At 58.0% G+C, this 17,071-nt stretch carries 17 protein-coding genes; 15 read left to right on the forward strand and 2 right to left on the reverse strand.

The features are described 5' to 3' along the window. Position 1: 1 nt before the first annotated feature. The 5 genes from trpE (at position 2) to DFR26_RS02780 (ending at position 4,402) form a co-directional block, all read left to right on the forward strand. The gene (gene trpE / locus DFR26_RS02760; RefSeq protein WP_116207401.1) at positions 2 to 1,480 is read left to right on the forward strand and encodes an anthranilate synthase component I; all 1,479 of its coding nucleotides are present in this window, start codon (positions 2 to 4) and stop codon (positions 1,478 to 1,480) included. 3 nt (positions 1,481 to 1,483) lie between these two features. Next, the gene (locus DFR26_RS02765; protein WP_116207402.1) at positions 1,484 to 2,068 is read left to right on the forward strand and encodes an aminodeoxychorismate/anthranilate synthase component II; all 585 of its coding nucleotides are present in this window, start codon (positions 1,484 to 1,486) and stop codon (positions 2,066 to 2,068) included. After that, complete coding sequence (gene trpD / locus DFR26_RS02770) at positions 2,065 to 3,117, forward strand: anthranilate phosphoribosyltransferase (RefSeq protein WP_116207403.1); 1,053 nt, start codon at positions 2,065 to 2,067, stop codon at positions 3,115 to 3,117. The genes DFR26_RS02765 and trpD overlap by 4 nt, the downstream gene beginning before the upstream one ends. Further along, positions 3,114 to 3,902: an indole-3-glycerol phosphate synthase TrpC gene (gene trpC, locus DFR26_RS02775; protein ID WP_281269868.1), complete on the forward strand. Its 789-nt coding sequence runs from the start codon at positions 3,114 to 3,116 to the stop codon at positions 3,900 to 3,902. Before trpD ends, trpC begins: the two co-directional genes overlap by 4 nt. A 74-nt stretch (positions 3,903 to 3,976) precedes the next feature. Then, positions 3,977 to 4,402, forward strand: a complete 426-nt coding sequence (locus tag DFR26_RS02780) for an OsmC family protein (RefSeq protein ID WP_116207404.1) — start codon at positions 3,977 to 3,979, stop codon at positions 4,400 to 4,402. Positions 4,403 to 4,419: 17 nt separating this feature from the next. Here the strand turns inward: DFR26_RS02780 and coq7 are convergent, their stop codons facing one another. Next, a complete protein-coding gene (gene coq7 / locus DFR26_RS02785; protein ID WP_116207405.1) occupies positions 4,420 to 5,058 on the reverse strand; it encodes a 2-polyprenyl-3-methyl-6-methoxy-1,4-benzoquinone monooxygenase in 639 nt (212 codons plus the stop codon). Between the two features lie 3 nt (positions 5,059 to 5,061). Next, entirely contained in the window at positions 5,062 to 5,406 is a 345-nt protein-coding gene (locus tag DFR26_RS02790) for a histidine triad nucleotide-binding protein (protein ID WP_116207406.1), read from the reverse strand. A gap of 340 nt (positions 5,407 to 5,746) precedes the next feature. Here DFR26_RS02790 and glnA point away from each other — a divergent pair, with 340 nt between their 5' ends. The 10 genes from glnA (at position 5,747) to DFR26_RS02840 (ending at position 17,050) form a co-directional block, all read left to right on the forward strand. Continuing rightward, on the forward strand, positions 5,747 to 7,156 hold the full coding sequence (gene glnA / locus DFR26_RS02795; RefSeq protein ID WP_116207407.1) for a type I glutamate--ammonia ligase: 1,410 nt from the start codon (positions 5,747 to 5,749) through the stop codon (positions 7,154 to 7,156). 120 nt (positions 7,157 to 7,276) lie between these two features. Beyond that, positions 7,277 to 9,988 (forward strand): bifunctional [glutamate--ammonia ligase]-adenylyl-L-tyrosine phosphorylase/[glutamate--ammonia-ligase] adenylyltransferase, encoded by a 2,712-nt coding sequence (gene glnE, locus DFR26_RS02800; RefSeq protein ID WP_181898961.1) that lies wholly within the window; start codon positions 7,277 to 7,279, stop codon positions 9,986 to 9,988. Next, positions 9,985 to 11,052 carry a dTDP-glucose 4,6-dehydratase gene (gene rfbB, locus DFR26_RS02805; RefSeq protein ID WP_116207409.1) on the forward strand — a complete coding sequence of 356 codons (1,068 nt, stop codon included), beginning with the start codon at positions 9,985 to 9,987 and terminating at the stop codon, positions 11,050 to 11,052. The genes glnE and rfbB overlap by 4 nt, the downstream gene beginning before the upstream one ends. After that, positions 11,049 to 11,918, forward strand: a complete 870-nt coding sequence (rfbA, locus tag DFR26_RS02810) for a glucose-1-phosphate thymidylyltransferase RfbA (RefSeq protein ID WP_116207410.1) — start codon at positions 11,049 to 11,051, stop codon at positions 11,916 to 11,918. The genes rfbB and rfbA overlap by 4 nt, the downstream gene beginning before the upstream one ends. Then, positions 11,915 to 12,454, forward strand: coding sequence for a dTDP-4-dehydrorhamnose 3,5-epimerase (gene rfbC, locus DFR26_RS02815; protein ID WP_116207411.1), 540 nt, complete (start codon positions 11,915 to 11,917; stop codon positions 12,452 to 12,454). Before rfbA ends, rfbC begins: the two co-directional genes overlap by 4 nt. Continuing rightward, positions 12,451 to 13,338: a dTDP-4-dehydrorhamnose reductase gene (rfbD, locus tag DFR26_RS02820; protein WP_116207412.1), complete on the forward strand. Its 888-nt coding sequence runs from the start codon at positions 12,451 to 12,453 to the stop codon at positions 13,336 to 13,338. The genes rfbC and rfbD overlap by 4 nt, the downstream gene beginning before the upstream one ends. A 115-nt stretch (positions 13,339 to 13,453) precedes the next feature. Further along, entirely contained in the window at positions 13,454 to 14,377 is a 924-nt protein-coding gene (locus tag DFR26_RS02825) for a branched-chain amino acid transaminase (protein WP_116207413.1), read from the forward strand. A gap of 69 nt (positions 14,378 to 14,446) precedes the next feature. Then, the gene (locus tag DFR26_RS02830; protein WP_116207414.1) at positions 14,447 to 15,301 is read left to right on the forward strand and encodes a mitochondrial fission ELM1 family protein; all 855 of its coding nucleotides are present in this window, start codon (positions 14,447 to 14,449) and stop codon (positions 15,299 to 15,301) included. After that, a complete protein-coding gene (locus DFR26_RS02835) occupies positions 15,301 to 16,122 on the forward strand; it encodes a polysaccharide deacetylase family protein (RefSeq protein ID WP_116207415.1) in 822 nt (273 codons plus the stop codon). Before DFR26_RS02830 ends, DFR26_RS02835 begins: the two co-directional genes overlap by 1 nt. After that, positions 16,106 to 17,050, forward strand: a complete 945-nt coding sequence (locus DFR26_RS02840) for a glycosyltransferase family 2 protein (RefSeq protein ID WP_181898963.1) — start codon at positions 16,106 to 16,108, stop codon at positions 17,048 to 17,050. Before DFR26_RS02835 ends, DFR26_RS02840 begins: the two co-directional genes overlap by 17 nt. The last annotated feature ends 21 nt before the right edge of the window (positions 17,051 to 17,071 follow it).

The raw sequence follows: 17,071 nt of genomic DNA on the forward strand, positions 1-17,071 counted from the left end.
CATGAACGCTGACGTTTTTGCCGAACTCGCCGCCCAAGGCTATAACCGCATCCCGGTGGTGCGCGAAATCCTTGCCGACCTCGACACGCCATTGTCGTGCTACCTGAAAGTGGCGAACGCGCCTTACACCTATTTATTTGAGTCGGTGCAAGGCGGCGAGCAGTGGGGGCGTTACTCGATGATCGGTTTGCCGGCGCGCACGGTGTTGCGTATCCGTGGCCATCAGGTCGACATCACGCGCGATGGCGCGGTGCTCGAGCAATTCACCAGCGATGACCCGCTGGCCTTTGTCGATGAGTTTCGCGAGCGTTACCGCGTGCCGGAGCTCGCGCATTTGCCACGTTTTAGTGGTGGCTTGGTGGGCTACTTTGCCTACGACACGGTGCGCTACGTGGAGTCGCGTTTGGCGTCGGTGAGCAAGCCCGACCCCATTGGCACCCCCGATATTTTCTTTATGGTCTCCGATGAGGTCTTGGTGTTTGACAACATCAAAGGCACGGTGCTCTTGGTGGTGCATGCCGACCCATCGCAGGATGACGCGTTGGTGGTCGCCGAGCAGCGCCTCGATGCACTGGTGGCGAGTCTGCGTCAGCCCCTGAGCGTGCCCGATGCCTTTCAGCCTGGACACATCACTACGGAGGCCGATTTTGTCTCGAGCTTCCCTGAGGCCGACTTTAAGGCGGGCGTAAATCGCATCAAGGATTATGTGCTCGCCGGCGATGTCATGCAGGTGGTGCCATCACAGCGTCTCAGTGCGCCGTTTGTGCAGCCGCCGTTGTCGCTGTATCGCGCGCTGCGCCACCTGAATCCATCGCCCTATATGTATTTTGTGCATTGCGACGACTTTCATATTGTTGGCTCCAGTCCGGAGATTTTGGCGCGCGTGGAGCATGGCCAAGTCACCGTGCGGCCGATTGCCGGCACGCGCAAACGCGGCGCCACGCCCGAGCGCGATCGTGAGCTGGAAGCGGAGTTATTGGCCGATCCCAAAGAGATTGCCGAGCATCTCATGCTCATCGATTTAGGCCGCAATGACGTGGGTCGTGTCGCGCAGATCGGTCAGGTGCGACTCACCGAGAAAATGAAAATCGAACGCTATTCGCATGTCATGCATATCGTCTCCAATGTCGAAGCCACATTGCGGCCCGACGTGACAGCGCTCGATGTGCTGCGCGCAACCTTGCCGGCCGGCACGCTCTCCGGCGCACCGAAAGTCCGCGCCATGGAAATTATCGATGAGCTCGAGCCGGTCAAGCGTGGCATCTATGGCGGCGCGGTCGGCTATGTGGCGTGGAATGGCGCCATGGACACGGCGATTGCCATTCGCACCGCCGTGCTCAAAGACGGCCAGATGCATGTGCAAGCCGGCGCTGGCGTGGTCGCCGACTCCGTACCTGAGCTCGAATGGATGGAAACCTTAAATAAAGCGCGCGCCCTGATGAAAGCCGCTGAGCTGGCATCGACTGGGTTTGGGAGCTAAGCCATGCTGCTGATGATCGATAATTATGACTCCTTCACCTATAACCTCGTGCAGTATTTTGGCGAGCTGGGCGAGGAGGTGCGGGTGTTTCGCAACGATGACATCACGCTCGAGCAAATTGCTGAGCTGGCGCCCGCGCGCTTGGTTATTTCCCCCGGGCCGTGCACGCCCAATGAAGCCGGTATTTCGATCCCGCTCATTGAGCGCTTTGCTGGGCAGATCCCCATGCTTGGCGTGTGCTTAGGGCATCAAAGCATCGGTCAGTATTTTGGCGGCGAGGTGGTGCGCGCGCGGCAAGTCATGCACGGCAAAACCTCGCCAGTTTTTCACGCCAACGCGGGTGTTTTTAGCGGCCTCAATAATCCGCTGGTGTCCACGCGTTACCACTCGTTAGTGGTGCGCGCCGAGACGCTGCCGGATTGTTTGGAGGTCACGGCCTGGACCCAACATGCCGATGGCAGTCGCGATGAAATCATGGGCTTGCGCCACAAAACGCTGGCGGTGGAAGGCGTGCAATTTCATCCCGAGTCCATTCTCAGTGAGCAGGGCCACGCGCTGCTGAAAAACTTTTTGGAACAGACCCGATGAACATCAAAGACGCTCTGGGGCGCTTGGTTGAGCGCATCGATTTAAGCAGCGATGAGATGCAGCAGATCATGCGCGCGCTCATGCAAGGCGAGCTGGCCGATGCACAGATTGCCGCGCTGTTGGTGGCCTTGCGCATGAAGGGCGAGGCGATTGATGAGATTGAGGGTGCCGCGCGAGTGATGCGTGAGCTGGCCACGCCGGTGACGCTCGCCGAGCATCCTCATATTGTCGATATTGTTGGTACCGGCGGCGATGGCGCGAACCTGTTTAATGTTTCAACCGCCGCCGCCATGGTGGTCGCCGCCGCCGGTGCGCGGGTGGCTAAACATGGTAATCGCGCGGTGTCATCGAAAAGTGGTAGCGCCGATTTGCTCGAAGCCGCCGGCGTGAACTTAAACATAACTGCCGAGCAGGTGGCGCGCTGCATCAACGAGGTCGGTGTTGGCTTTTTGTTTGCCGTCAATCATCACAGCGCCATGAAGCATGCTGTGGCCGCGCGCCAAGCTGTGGGCATTCGCACGCTGTTTAATTTGCTCGGCCCGCTCACCAATCCCGCCTATGTGCAGCGCCAAGTCGTTGGTGTGTTTAACCCAGCCTTGTGTCGCCCCATGGCCGAGGTGCTGATGCGTTTGGGCAGCGTGCATGCGCTGGTGGTGTGCGCCAATGACGGCCTCGATGAGGTGTCGCTGGCCACGCCCACGCGCGTGGCGGAATTAAAAAATGGCGAAGTCAAAGAGTATGTCATCACGCCGGAGTCGCTGGGCGTAGACAGCACGAGCTTGGTGGGCTTGAGTGTGGCGGACTCGGCTGAGTCGCTGGCGTTGATTCAGGACGCGCTTGGTAAGCGCCGCACACCGGCGGCCGAAAAAGCCGCGAGCATCATTGCGCTCAATGCCGGTGCGGCGATTTATGTTGCTGGTATTTGCCAAACGTGGGCGCAGGGCGTGGCCTTTGCCGATGACTTAATGAGCAGTGGTCAGGCCCTCGAAAAGCTCAATGATCTGCGTTTATTTACGCGTGCCTTGCGCGCAGAGGAGACTCCCGCGTGAGCACTATTCTCGATAACATCATGGCGCGTAAACGCGAGGAAGTCGCGGCGCGTCGCAAGCGGTTTAGCCTTGCTGATCAGGAGGAATTTGCCGGCGCCGCTGATGCTGTGCGTGGCTTTACGGCAGCGCTGCAAGGCCGCATTGCGAGCGGGCAGTCGGGCGTGATTGCCGAGATCAAAAAAGCCTCGCCGTCGAAGGGCGTGATTCGTGCCGACTTTCAGCCCGCCGCCATTGCAGAGTCATATCAGGCCGGTGGCGCGGCGTGTTTGTCGGTGCTTACCGATGTCGATTTTTTCCAAGGCAGCGATGACTACCTCAAGCAAGCACGGGCTGCCTGCGACCTGCCAGTGATCCGCAAAGACTTTTTGTATGACCCCTATCAGATCATTGAGGCGCGCGGCATTGGCGCAGATTGCGTGTTGCTGATTGTCGCGGCGCTCTCCGATGCCCAGCTCAATGAGCTGCACGCTTGCGCGCGCGAACAGGGCATGGATGTGTTGATTGAAGTGCATGATCGCGCCGAGTTGCTGCGCGCCTTACCCATTGGTAGCCCGCTAGTGGGCATCAATAATCGCAATTTGCACAGCTTTGAGGTCTCGCTCAATAACACGCTCGATCTGCTCGGCGAGATCCCGGCGGGGCGCACAGTAATCGCCGAAAGTGGCATCAGCACACCCGCCGATGTGGCCTTGATGCGCGAGCACGGCGTGCAGGGCTTTTTGGTCGGCGAGGCGTTTATGCGCGCACCCGAGCCGGGCGAGGCCTTGGCCAATTTATTTCGCTGAGCCCGCCCTGAGCGGGTCATTTAGCGGCACATTTTAATGATTTTCAGGCTCACGAATTGAGCTTAGGAGTAAGCATGCAAGCACGTATTCAGTGGCAGGGCGAGGTCAGTTTCCGTGCTGAATCTGGCAGTGGTCATTCGGTGGTGATGGACGGCCCCGCCGAGCTTGGCGGCCTCAATAAAGGCGCGCGCCCCATGGAGCTGATGCTGATGGGCATGGGCGGCTGTACCTCATTTGATGTGATGACGATGCTGAAAAAATCGCGTCAGCAGGTCACGCGCTGCGAGGCCGTGCTCGATGCCGAGCGTGCCGATGCGGTGCCGGCGGTGTTCACCAAAATCCATGTGCATTTTATTGTCGAAGGCGTGGGCCTCAACGAGGCGCACGTGAAGCGCGCGGTGTCGTTGTCAGCGGAGAAGTACTGCTCCGCATCGATCATGCTGCAAGCGGGCGGCGTGGAAATTACCCACGATTACGAGATTGTTGAAACGCCGGTTTAAGCGCTTAGTGGCCGGTGCTAGACATAATACGTGGTGCCGGTCATGACTTTTGCCATCACGCTCATGGCCTGTTGCACCGGCGCCGGTAGCTCAGCGGCACCGGCATCAATGGCCATTTGCCGATGCTCAGCTTCATCGCTGTGCATCTGCGCCAGCACCGCGCGCGTGCGTTTGTCATTGAGCGGCAGCTGATTCAAATGCCCCTGCAAATGCGCGCAGACCTGCGCTTCGGTGGCGGCGACAAAGCCTAAGCTCCATTTATCGCCCGCTAAACCGGCCAGTGCGCCCACCGCAAACGATGCGCCATAAAACAGCGGATTTAAGCGACTCGTCGGTGCGCCGAGCTCATCGAGGCGCTGTTGGCACCAGGCCAAATGATCCACCTCTTCGCTGGCGGCTTGCTGCATATCCGTGCGCACCTGCGGCAATTTCGCGGTCAATGCCTGCCCCTGATACAACGCCTGCGCACAGACCTCGCCCGTGTGGTTCACACGCATAAAACCGGCGACTTGGCGGCGTTCATCGGCGCTTAAACCGGCTTCCGCTTGCGAGCCCGCCGGCGAGGGTCGCTGAGCCACGGCAGCCCCGCGCGCCAGAGTGCGCAGGACTTGATCGGCCTCGCCAATAATTTTATCGATCAGTGATAATTGGCGCATGATTCACCCCGGTGGCCACGTGAGTTTGCGCCCAGCTAGCAGGTGCAAATGGATGTGGTAGACGCTCTGGCCGCCGTTGCCATTGCAGTTCATCACTACCCGATAGCCGTCCTCGGCCACGCCTAAATCGGCAGCGAGCTGGCTGGCCGTGGTCATCAGTTCACCCAGAATAAGCGCCTCGCTCGCTGGGACGTCATTGAGGGTGGTGTAATGCTGCTTGGGGATCACCAACAGGTGTGTTGGCGCCGCCGGAAATAAGTCGTGGAAAGCCACCACGCGCTCGTTTTCAAAGACGATGCGGGCGTTGACTTCTTTGCTGGCGATTTTGCAAAAAATGCAGTCGGTCATGGCTTCAGCTCGAATAAACGGAAAACGCGTAGGCCAAGAGTAGAGGCTCTGCTGTCTTTGAGCAATAAATGGTATCGTATGCCTCCGCGAGACGACGTAGGCGTCGCTTCGCGGCTTGGCTGCGTCATCGTGGTGCATTTTTGAAGCATTTTGCACTGAATTGGTGCTAAATGTGCCCGTCAGGCACCACAATAGCGCACGCTGAGTCGCTAGACTGCGTGCATGTTGTTGAAAAACAGTCTGGCATGGATGTTGCTGAACTCATTGCCAGACAACGCGCGCTCTGCGCCCCCGTTAGTCATCCACTTGAATTGAAAACCAGCTCTCTGGAGGAGCCACCATGTCGAACAAGGTGCTGAATCTGATCAAAGAAAACGAAGCCAAATGGGTTGACTTCCGTTTCACCGACACCAAGGGTAAAGAGCAACATGTGTCTTACCCATCCCACACCATCGACGAAGACACTTTCGTAGACGGCAAAATGTTTGATGGTTCCTCCATCGCCGGCTGGAAAGGCATTGAAGCCTCCGACATGATTCTCATGCCCGATGCCGAAACGGCCTTTATGGACCCGTTCTTCGAAGAATCCACCGTGGTGGTGACCTGCGATGTCATCGAGCCATCGACCGGCCAAGGCTATGAGCGCGATCCACGCTCCATCGCTAAGCGCGCTGAAGCCTATTTGCAGTCGACCGGCATTGGCGACACCGCATTCTTCGGCCCAGAGCCTGAATTCTTCATCTTCGATGACGTGAAATGGCAAATCGACTACTCCGGCTGCAGCGTGAAAATCAGTGCTGAGGAAGCTGCCTGGTCGACCAATGACAGCATCGAAGGCGGCAACTCCGGTCACCGCCCGCGCATCAAAGGCGGCTACTTCCCCGTGCCACCCGTTGATCCTGCACAAGACTTGCGTGCTGCTATGTGTACCGCCATCGAAGCCATGTTGGGCGAAGGCAAGGTCGAAGTGCAGCACCACGAAGTGGCGACCTGCCAGGCTGAAATCGGTGTGACTTTCAACACCCTCGTGCGTAAAGCCGACGAAGTTCAGGTGCTGAAATACGCCATCCACAACACCGCGCATGCTTACGGCAAAACGGCCACCTTCATGCCCAAGCCCATCGTTGGCGACAACGGTTCTGGCATGCACGTGCACATGTCCATCTCCAAAGATGGCAAAAACCTGTTTGCCGGCGATCAGTACGCTGGCCTGTCGGAAATGGCTTTGTTCTTCATTGGCGGTGTGATCAAGCACGCACGCGCCTTGAACGCCATCACCAACCCGTCGACCAACAGCTACAAGCGTCTCGTGCCACACTACGAAGCGCCCATCATGCTGGCGTACTCGGCACGCAACCGTTCGGCCTCGATCCGTATTCCCTACGTGTCCAGCCCGAAAGGCAAGCGTATTGAAGCGCGTTTCCCAGATCCCGTGGCTAACCCCTACTTGGCGTTTGCCGCCTTGTTGATGGCTGGCCTCGACGGCATCCAAAACAAGATTCATCCCGGTGAAGCGGCTGACAAAAACTTGTATGACCTGCCACCTGAAGAAGAAGCCAAGATCCCAACGGTTGCGCACAGCCTAGAAATGGCGCTGGACGCACTGAAAGCGGATCACGAGTTCCTGCTCAAAGGCGGCGTGTTCACCAAAGAAATGTTGGACGCTTACATTGAACTGAAAACCGAAGAAGCGCGTCGTGTTAGCACGACCACTCACCCGGTTGAGTTTGACCTGTACTACAGCTGCTAATCGCTTAGTGCTGTGTCAAAAAGGCCTGCCTCGTGCAGGCCTTTTTGCGTTTGGCATCGGCAAATGAGCAGCGACCATGGCATCATCGAGGCACCGATATTGTCGCCAAAGAGAGGCCGCATGGAGCTGTTCACTATTGCCGAGGCCTGGTCGCCGTGGTTTCGCCAACACCTTGCGCAATTATCCGATGCCGAGCGTGCTGCGCTGCAGACCAGCTGCGCTGATGCACGTGATGCCGCGCAATGGCTGGCGGTGGCAGAGGCGAAGGTGGCCGATTTGCCCGGACCTGAGAGTCGGCCATTGCCCGAATTAGCACGCGGGGTGGATGCGCGCTGGCAGGCGCGTTTGCGACAATGGCGGTGCGTTGAGCAGCTTCGCTTGATTGCGCGCGATATGTCACCAACGGTGAGTATGCCCGAGACCACCGCTGAGCTCTCGCATTTTGCCGATGCTGCAATTGCAGTGGCACTCAAACAAGCGCACGCCGAGGCCGCGCTTTTGCATGGTAGGCCGATGGGTCAAGACAGTGGCAAAGCCCAGCAGCTCGTGGTCATTGGCATGGGTAAGCTCGGTGGCGGTGAGCTGAATTTATCCTCCGACATTGACCTGATTTTTAGCTATGAAGAGGATGGCGAGACCGATGGCCGGCGTAGCATTAGCAACCAAGAGTTTTTCATTAAAGTCGGCCAGCGCCTGATCGCATTGCTCGATGCCGTCACCGCCGATGGCTTTGTGTTTCGCGTCGATATGCGTCTGCGGCCGTGGGGCGATGGCTCAGCTCTCGCCGCAAGCTTCGATGCGCTGGAGGGGTATTACGAGCGTCATGGTCGCGAATGGGAGCGCTATGCGTTCATCAAAGCGCGGGTCTGCGCCGGCGATAAAGCCGCCGGTGAGCGCCTGATGAAATCGCTCAAGCCTTTTGTTTATCGGCGCTATATCGACTTTGGCGCGTTTGAGTCCTTGCGCGAGATGAAAGCCATGATTGCCCGCGAGGTGCGCCGGCTCGACCGCGAAGACAATATCAAACTCGGCGCTGGCGGCATCCGTGAGATTGAGTTTATTGCACAGGCCTTTCAGCTCATTCGTGGCGGTGTCGATACCGCCTTGCAAGCGCGTGAGCTGTTGGTGATTTTGCCGCTCTTGGCTGAGCGTGAGCTGCTGCCGCAAGCCGCTGTCGATGAACTCATTAGCGCCTATTATTTTCTCCGTGATGTCGAACATCGCATTCAGGCCTTGCACGACCAGCAAACGCAAATGTTACCCACCGATACTGATGATCGTCAGCGCGTGGCGGCGGCCATGGGTTTTGCCGATTGGGCAGGCTTTTCAGACGTGCTACGCGGGCATCGTCATGCGGTTAATGAGCACTTCCAAGATGTCATTGTGGCGCGCGATAGCGACGCTGCCGACACCCCCGCGGTGGAGGCATGGCCAGCATCGGTGCAGGCGCTGATCGATTCGCGCGCGGCGCAGCAACTTGGCGGCACCGGGGGCGCGCGTTTGCAACGATTGCTGCCGTTGCTGGTCGCGCACTGCCAAGCGCATGAGCACCCCGAGCTGGCCTTGGCACGCGTGCTGCCGCTCATCGAGGCCACGCTGCGACGCTCAGCTTACCTGATGCTGCTCATTGAAAACCCGCCAGCGCTGGCGCGCGTGGTGGACTTATGCGCGGCGAGCCCTTGGATTGCTGAGGCCTTGGCCCGTCATCCGGTATTGCTCGATGAACTACTCAATGCCGCCACGCTCTTTGCGCCACCAAGCGCCGAGGTGTTAGCAGCCGACTTGCGCGCTCAGCTAGCGCGCATCCCAGAGGATGACCTTGAGCGGCAGATGGATGTGCTGCGCATCTTCCAAAAAGGCCAGGTCTTGCGGGTTGCGGCATCGGACTTAAAGGGCACATTGCCGCTGATGAAAATCAGTGATGCATTAACCTGGATTGCTGAGGTCGTACTCGCTGAAGTGCTCAATGTCTGCTGGCGACAACTGGTGGCCAAGCATGGCCGTCCGCGTCATGTCGATGGCTCGGCGTGTGAGCCGGGATTTATTATCGTGGGCTATGGCAAGCTCGGTGGCATTGAGCTCGGCTATGGCTCCGACCTCGACTTGGTGTTCATCCACAATGGTGATCCCGCCGGCGAGACCGATGGCGCCAAGCCGCTCGACACCGCCAGTTTTTACGCGCGCCTTGGCCAGAAAATCATCCACCTAATGACCACCGCCATGGCCACCGGCCAGCTCTATGAGGTCGATATGCGGCTGCGGCCATCGGGCGCCTCGGGCTTGCTGGTGACGTCGCTCGATGGCTTTGCTAAATACCAAGCCGAAAGCGCGTGGACGTGGGAGCATCAGGCCTTAGTGCGTGCCCGCGTGGTGGCGGGTGATGCGGCCTTGGCCGCCGACTTTGCTCGTGCCCGCGAGGCCTTGTTGTGCCGCCCGCGCGATGCTAAGGCACTGCGCACCGAGGTGGTTGAAATGCGCGACAAAATGCGTGAGCACTTAGCGCCGAAAGACCCTGCCGAGGTCGATCTCAAGCATAGCCTCGGTGGCTTGGTCGACATCGAGTTTCTTGTGCAATACCTGGCGCTGGCGCATGCGCCTAAGCATCCGGAGATCTGCCAATGGCCCGATAATATGCGGTTATTGGAGACGTTTATGCACACCGATTTGTTGCCGGCCGGCACGGCTCAAGCGCTGATGAATGCCTACATTGCCTTGCGCGCCCGCGGTCACCGACAGGCGCTCGCCAACGCAGGCCGCACAATGGATTACACTACGCTGCTTAAGGAACGAGAGGCGGTACAACAGACATGGCAGCAGGTAATGCATCAATGAACATTCTAGTCACCGGCGGCGCCGGATTTATTGGCTCCGCCGTGGTGCGCGAGCTCATCGAGAACACATCACACCGCGTGATTAACCTCGATAGCCTGACCTATGCCGGCAATCTGGAGTCGCTGAGTGCGGTCGCCAACTCGTCGCGCTACGCCTTCGCGCAGGTCTGCATCACCGATCGCGCCGCGCTCGATGCCGTGTTCGCTGAGCATCAGCCCGATGTCATCATGCACTTGGCCGCCGAGAGTCATGTCGATCGTTCCATCGATGGCCCGGGCGAGTTCATCCACACCAACATCACCGGCACTTACACCTTGCTGGAGGCTGCGCGCGCCTATTGGATGGCCTTGCCCGAGGCGCGCAAAGCTGCGTTCCGCTTTCATCACATCAGCACCGATGAGGTCTATGGCGACCTGCACGGCACCGATGACCTGTTTTTAGAGACCACGCCCTACGCACCGAGCTCGCCGTATTCGGCCAGTAAAGCCGCCAGCGATCATCTGGTGCGCGCCTGGCAACGCACCTATGGCCTGCCGACGCTGATCACCAACTGCTCGAATAACTACGGGCCGTATCATTTTCCGGAAAAGCTGATTCCGCACATGATCTTAAATGCGCTGGCGGGCAAGCCCTTGCCGGTCTATGGCGACGGCCTGCAAGTGCGCGATTGGCTCTATGTGGAAGATCACGCGCGCGCGCTGATTCAGGTCGCCACTACCGGCGTAGTGGGCGAGACCTACAATATTGGCGGCCACAATGAGCAGACCAATATCTCCGTGGTGCAGCGCATTTGTGCACTGCTTGAGGAGCTCGCTGCGGATCGTAAACCAGCGGGGTTGGCGGCTTATCAAGACCTCATCACCTATGTAAAAGACCGCCCCGGTCACGATGCGCGCTACGCCATCGATGCCTCAAAAATTGCGCACGAGTTAGGTTGGACGCCGGCGGAGACCTTTGAGTCGGGCCTACGTAAAACCGTGCACTGGTATTTGGCAAATGAAGGCTGGTGGCAGCGGGTGTTGAGTGGGGCCTACCAGCTAGAACGCAAAGGAGCGGCACAATGAAAGGTATTATTTTAGCCGGTGGTTCCGGTACACGGCTGCACCCCATCACTTTGGGTGTGAGCAAGCAGCTGCTGCCGATCTACGACAAACCCATGGTGTATTACCCGATTTCGGTGCTCATGCTCGCCGGCATCCGCAACATTCTCATCATCTCCACGCCCGATGACTTGCCGCAATACCAAAAGCTCCTGGGCACTGGCGCGCAGTTTGGTGTGCGCTTTGAGTACGCCGTGCAGCCAAGCCCCGATGGCCTCGCGCAGGCGTTCATCATAGGTGAAGAGTTCATCGGCAAAGACAGCGTTTGCTTGGTGCTTGGCGATAATATTTTCCACGGTCAGCACTTCACCGAGAAGCTCAAGCGCGCCGCGCAGCGCGGTGCTGGTGCCACGGTCTTTGGCTATTGGGTCAATGACCCTGAGCGTTTTGGCGTGGTCGAGTTCAACGCGCAAGGCCAAGCCATCTCGATCGAAGAAAAACCCTTGAAGCCGAAGTCTAGCTACGCGGTCACCGGCTTGTATTTCTACGATAACGACGTGGTCGAGATCGCCAAAGCTGTGCAGCCCTCGGAGCGTGGCGAAGTCGAAATTACCGCCGTCAACAATGCCTATCTTGAGCGTGGCGATTTAAACGTCGAGCTCTTAGGTCGCGGTTTTGCCTGGCTCGATACCGGCACGCATGACTCGCTGATTGAGGCGGGCATGTATGTGCAAACCATCGAAAAGCGTCAGGGTTTGAAGGTCGCCTGCTTGGAAGAGATCGGCTATGCCAACGGCTGGCTGAGCAAAGACGAGGTCTTGGTGCAAGCAAATGCCTTGGGCAAAACCGCCTATGGTCAGTATCTGAAAAAGCTCGTGGGTGAGGCATGAAGATCACGCGCACGGCCATTGACGATGTGCTGATTATTGAGCCGAAAGTCTTTGGCGATAGCCGCGGCTTTTTTATAGAGACCTGGAATCAGCAGGCCTATAATGACGCCGTGGGTCGTGATGTGCGCTTCGTGCAAGATAACCATTCGCGCTCCTCGCAGGGTGTGTTGCGCGGTCTGCATTTTCAGACGGTGCAGCCGCAGGGTAAGTTGGTGCGCGTCACGCACGGCGCTGTGTGCGATGTGGCGGTGGATATTCGTCGCGACTCGCCGACCTTTGGTCAGCATGTGCTGGTTGAGCTCAGCGGTGACAATCAGCGCCAGCTGTGGCTGCCGGCTGGCTTTGCGCATGGCTTTTTGGTGCTCAGCGAGACCGCCGACTTTTTGTATAAAACCACGGATTATTATCACCCGGCCTCGGAGGTGTGCATCCAATGGAATGATCCTGAGCTGGGCATTGCTTGGCCATTAACAGGCGCACCGAGTTTGTCGGCGAAAGATCAGCAGGGCTTGAGCTGGGCTGAGTTTTGTCAATGAAAATCTTGATTACCGGTGCCAATGGCCAGGTCGGCCAGGCGCTCACTCAGCGCTTGACGGGCTCAGGCGAGATTGTCGCGCTCGATAGGCACTCGGCAGACCTAAGCCAGCCCGAGCATCTACGCGCCGTGCTCGATGCAAATAGTCCTGACTGGATCATCAACGCCGCGGCGTACACGGCTGTGGATAAAGCCGAAAGTGAGCCGGAGCTGGCGTTCACCATCAATGCGCAAGCGCCGAAAATGCTCGCCGAATGGGCCGCAGCGCATGGTGCGAAGCTGGTGCATTACTCCACTGATTATGTGTTTGATGGCACAAAAGTTGGTGCTTACGTTGAGTCCGATGCGCCAGCGCCGCTCAATGCCTATGGCGCCAGCAAGCTCACCGGCGAGCAGGCCATCGCAGCGGTGGCAGGTGTGCAGACGTGGGTATTTCGCACCACGTGGGTGTTTGCCGCGCATGGAAATAACTTTTTAAAAACCATGCTCAAGCTCGCGCAAACGCGCGAGAGTTTATCGGTGGTCAATGACCAGTTTGGCGCACCAACCTCCGCCGATTTGATTGCCGATGTCACCGCCACGCTCATCGATAAAGTGCAGGGTGGTCTGGGCCCGACTACTGGGCTGTATCACTTAGCCGCGGCGGGCGAGACGCATTGGCAGGCGTATGCGCAGCATGTGTTGCGCTGTGCGCAGGCGCGCGGTGAGGTGCTGAATATTGCGCCCGAGCAGGTGGCAGGTATACCGGCGCGCGACTACCCCACGCCAGCTGCGCGACCGGCTAATTCGCGTCTGGACACGACTAAGCTCGAACGCGAGTTTGACATGGCGTTGCCGGATTGGCGTGTAGGTGTGGAGACGGTAGTAAATCAGTTAAAAGCCTAATTTCCCTGCCTTCGCCTAGTATCCGAGAGCCCGCTTTTATGGTGCAATATGCGACTAATTTTTCAGTAAGTGTGCGCGCGTGTAGCTGCGCATTTACCCGGTGGAGTGACTGACGATGTCGATGGCTGATCGTGATGGCGTGATTTGGTATGACGGCGAGCTCGTGCCCTGGCGCGAGGCGAAAACCCACGTGCTCACGCATACTTTGCACTATGGCATGGGCGTATTTGAAGGCGTGCGCGCCTACGCGACCGACCGTGGCGCAGCCATTTTCCGCTTAAAAGAGCACACCGAACGTCTGTTTATGTCGGCGCACATCATGAATATGCCGATGCCCTACACGCGCGACGAACTCAACGAAGCGCATCGCACCGTGGTTCGCGAAAACAAGCTGCCGCACGCCTATTTGCGCCCAATGGTGTTTTACGGATCTGAAGGCATGGGTCTGCGCGCCAGCAATTTGAAAGTGCACGTGATCGTGGCTGCGTGGGAATGGCCAGCCTACATGGGCGCAGAAGCGCTGGAGCGCGGTATCAAAGTGCGCACCTCAAGCTACACGCGCCATCATGTGAATATTTCGATGACGCGCGCGAAAGCCAACGGCAACTACATCAATTCGATGTTGGCGCTGCAAGAAGCCATCTCCGGCGGTGCCGAAGAGGCGCTGATGCTCGACCCCGAGGGCTATGTGGCTGAAGGCTCGGGCGAGAACGTGTTCATCGTGCGCGATGGCGTGATCTACACGCCGGATGTGACGTCTTGCCTCGACGGCATTACCCGTAAAACCGTGATCCAGCTCGCCCACGAGCACGGCTACACGGTCAAAGAAAAACGCATCACCCGCGATGAAGTCTATATTGCCGACGAAGCGTTCTTTACGGGTACTGCTGCTGAAGTCACGCCGATCCGCGAGCTCGATGGGCGCCAAATTGGCGCCGGCCATCGTGGCCCGATCACCAGCGTGTTGCAAAAAGCCTACTTCGATGTCGTCAATGGTCGCTCCGCCGAGCATGCCAGCTGGCTGACACCGGTAGCGTAAGGCTTGCCCGTGCGCACCAACGAGGCCGCGACTTCCCCAAGTGCGCGGCCTTTGTGCATCTGGCGTCTGATGGATGGTAAGCCCGGACATGAGAGCCAGACGTTGGGGTTGGTCAGTGCGTTGGAGCGGCTAACGACAGTTCAGGTTCACACGATTTCGCTAGCGCCACTGCGCATTGGTTTTTGGCATTGGCTGCTCAAGCGCTTTGCCCCCGGCGCGAATTTGCCCGCACCGGATCTGATTATTGGCGCTGGCCATCGCACGCATTGGAGGCTGCTCGCTGCCCGCCGATGCTATGGTGGTCGTGCTGTGGCATTGATGTCGCCGTCACTGCCTACGTGGTGCTTCGATACTGTAGTGGCACCTGAGCATGATGGCCTTAGCGGCGCCAATGTTATCCAGACGCGCGGTGTGCTCAATGCCATGCGCCCCGGAGAAAAAAGGGCGGGCAGCACACTGGTGTTGGTGGGCGGCGAAGGCAAGCATTTTGCCTGGGATGACGCAGCAGTATTTCGCGCCGTGAGTCAGCTCGCCAGCGCTCATGAGGACTTACAAATTACCGATTCCCGACGAACGCCGCCGGCTTTGCGACAACAGCTGGCGGAGGCATTTGCCTCGAGTTATCAGCCGTGGGAGTCTTGTCCGCAGGGTTGGTTGCACGGGCAGTTGGCCAGCGCCGAGATGGCATGGGTCACGGAGGATAGCGTGTCGATGATTTATGAAGCCTTGTCTGCGGCATGTCGCGTTGGCCTTATTGGCTTGACGGGCGGCCGAGGCCGTTTGGCGCAGGGCATTGCCCGCTTGGAGCGCGATGGCTTGGTGACGCGCTGGGCCGTTGGTACCAACCAGCCTGCACTTAATGCGCGCGTGGCGGTGTTGGCGGAGGCGGATCGTGTCGCCAACATCTTATTGAGCCCGAACTGATGATCATTGTCGCTGTACTCGCCACCCTGTGGCTGGTTTGGTTCTCGCATCGCTACGCGTGGTGGCGCCCGGTCGTGTCTTGGCAGCATCCGCGCGTACTCATGTATCACATGGTCAGCCTACACAAAAAAGGTGCTAAATTTAATGGCCTGCGCGTGCGCCCCGAGCGTTTTGAGCAGCAAATACGCTGGCTCAGCGAGCGCGGATTCACTTTTTTTACCGTCAGTGAGTTATGGGCGCAATGGTCCATGCTGCCGGAAAAGGCGGTGGCCATTACCTTCGATGATGGCTACGCCGATAACCTCCATAACGCCTTACCCATCCTGCAAAAGTACCGTGCCAAAGCCACGGTCTATGTCGTTGTTGATCGACACGATCGCGACTGGTCAACTTACAAAAAGGCCCATCACAATAGCGGCGAGTTGGCGCGCGAAGCTAAGCTCAGCTATGCCGAATTAGCAGAGCTGGTTGCTAGTGGCTGCATTGAAATCGGTTCACACACACTCACGCACTGCAATTTAGCGACTACGCTTGAGACCGATAAGCGCCATGAGCTGAGTGCATCTCAGCAGCGGCTTCGCGAGCAGACTGGCCAGGCCATCATGAGCTTTGCTTATCCGTTTGGTATTTATAGTGCCGACGATGTCGCGCTTGCCAGCGAGGTTGGTTACGCCACGGCAGTGACCACGGTGGAGGGCATTGATGCGCGCGAGCCTGCACCTAACCCCTTGGACTTGAAGCGCATTAAGGTTAGTGGCAAGGATAGTTTGCTGGCGTTTGCCATGCGGATGCGCGGAGGTCGGCGTGGCTGGCGAAAATAAGCTCCGCATTGGCGTGGTCATCCCCACCTACAATCGCGCCCATTTAATTACGCAAGCGCTCGACTGCGTGCTACAGCAACATCTGAGGCCCTCCGAGGTCATCATCATCGATGATGGTTCGCACGATCAGACCGAGCAAGTCGTTAAAGAATGGCAGGCGCTATGGGTCACTGAGCTTGCGGTGAGTTACCAGCGACAACTCAACCAAGGGCCGGGCGCGGCTAGAAACCGAGGCGTGGCGTATTTAACCGATTGCGATGCGATTGCCTTTTTAGACTCCGATGACCTTTGGCCTGTCGATCATCTCGCTGAGCTCAGTGCCTACATGCAAGCTAACCCCGATGCGGTGGCTTGTTCACGGCCATTTAAAGAAACCGTGTTTAGTGCACACGGCGAGATGTTGGCAGAGCGCTTATTATCGATGGAGCTGGCGCCGCAGCTGCAAGGGCCTTTAGCGATTATGGCCTCGATGCCGGGCACATCAGCGACGCTCGTGAAGCGCGCCACATTTCTTGCTGTTGGCGGCTTTGATGAAAAAATGCGTTATGCCGAAGATCGCTTGTTGTTCATGAAAATTGCCTGTCAGGGCCGCTGGGGGCACTTGGGGGGCACGCCGGTCATTTATCGCAATCAAGTCAAGTCGGCGACATCGGATCAGCTTTCCAATAAGCCACACCAAAATAGTCGGATTTGTTATGTGCACAGATTAGATCGGGCTCTGGCGCAACACGTGGGACAATCTTCGCCGTGGACGGTGGGTGCGAATGTCGCGCTATGGAAGGCTTGGCACCGCGCGGGCAGGCATTTTGATCAGCAGAAAAAATATAAAACTGCCGCTCGTTACTATGCACGAGCGTTTTATTATCAGCGGGTAGGTAAGTCACTAGGCAGGATGCTCGCCGCCTGTATAAAGAGTTTTTTGCAATGATTGCTAATATCTTAGGCGGCA

It is taken from the genome of Paraperlucidibaca baekdonensis (assembly GCF_003387535.1).
In the GTDB taxonomy this organism is placed as follows: Bacteria; Pseudomonadota; Gammaproteobacteria; order Pseudomonadales; family Moraxellaceae; genus Perlucidibaca; species Perlucidibaca baekdonensis.

Coding starts and splice junctions, on each gene's coding strand:
- DFR26_RS02790 (WP_116207406.1), bottom strand. CDS start 5,406: ATGACCGACTGCATTTTTTGCAAAATCGCCAGCAAAGAAGTCAACGCC.
- rfbB (WP_116207409.1), top strand. CDS start 9,985: ATGAACATTCTAGTCACCGGCGGCGCCGGATTTATTGGCTCCGCCGTG.
- DFR26_RS02780 (WP_116207404.1), top strand. CDS start 3,977: ATGCAAGCACGTATTCAGTGGCAGGGCGAGGTCAGTTTCCGTGCTGAA.
- glnA (WP_116207407.1), top strand. CDS start 5,747: ATGTCGAACAAGGTGCTGAATCTGATCAAAGAAAACGAAGCCAAATGG.
- DFR26_RS02765 (WP_116207402.1), top strand. CDS start 1,484: ATGCTGCTGATGATCGATAATTATGACTCCTTCACCTATAACCTCGTG.
- DFR26_RS02830 (WP_116207414.1), top strand. CDS start 14,447: ATGGATGGTAAGCCCGGACATGAGAGCCAGACGTTGGGGTTGGTCAGT.
- DFR26_RS02835 (WP_116207415.1), top strand. CDS start 15,301: ATGATCATTGTCGCTGTACTCGCCACCCTGTGGCTGGTTTGGTTCTCG.
- coq7 (WP_116207405.1), bottom strand. CDS start 5,058: ATGCGCCAATTATCACTGATCGATAAAATTATTGGCGAGGCCGATCAA.
- rfbC (WP_116207411.1), top strand. CDS start 11,915: ATGAAGATCACGCGCACGGCCATTGACGATGTGCTGATTATTGAGCCG.
- trpE (WP_116207401.1), top strand. CDS start 2: ATGAACGCTGACGTTTTTGCCGAACTCGCCGCCCAAGGCTATAACCGC.
- DFR26_RS02825 (WP_116207413.1), top strand. CDS start 13,454: ATGTCGATGGCTGATCGTGATGGCGTGATTTGGTATGACGGCGAGCTC.
- glnE (WP_181898961.1), top strand. CDS start 7,277: ATGGAGCTGTTCACTATTGCCGAGGCCTGGTCGCCGTGGTTTCGCCAA.
- rfbA (WP_116207410.1), top strand. CDS start 11,049: ATGAAAGGTATTATTTTAGCCGGTGGTTCCGGTACACGGCTGCACCCC.
- trpD (WP_116207403.1), top strand. CDS start 2,065: ATGAACATCAAAGACGCTCTGGGGCGCTTGGTTGAGCGCATCGATTTA.
- rfbD (WP_116207412.1), top strand. CDS start 12,451: ATGAAAATCTTGATTACCGGTGCCAATGGCCAGGTCGGCCAGGCGCTC.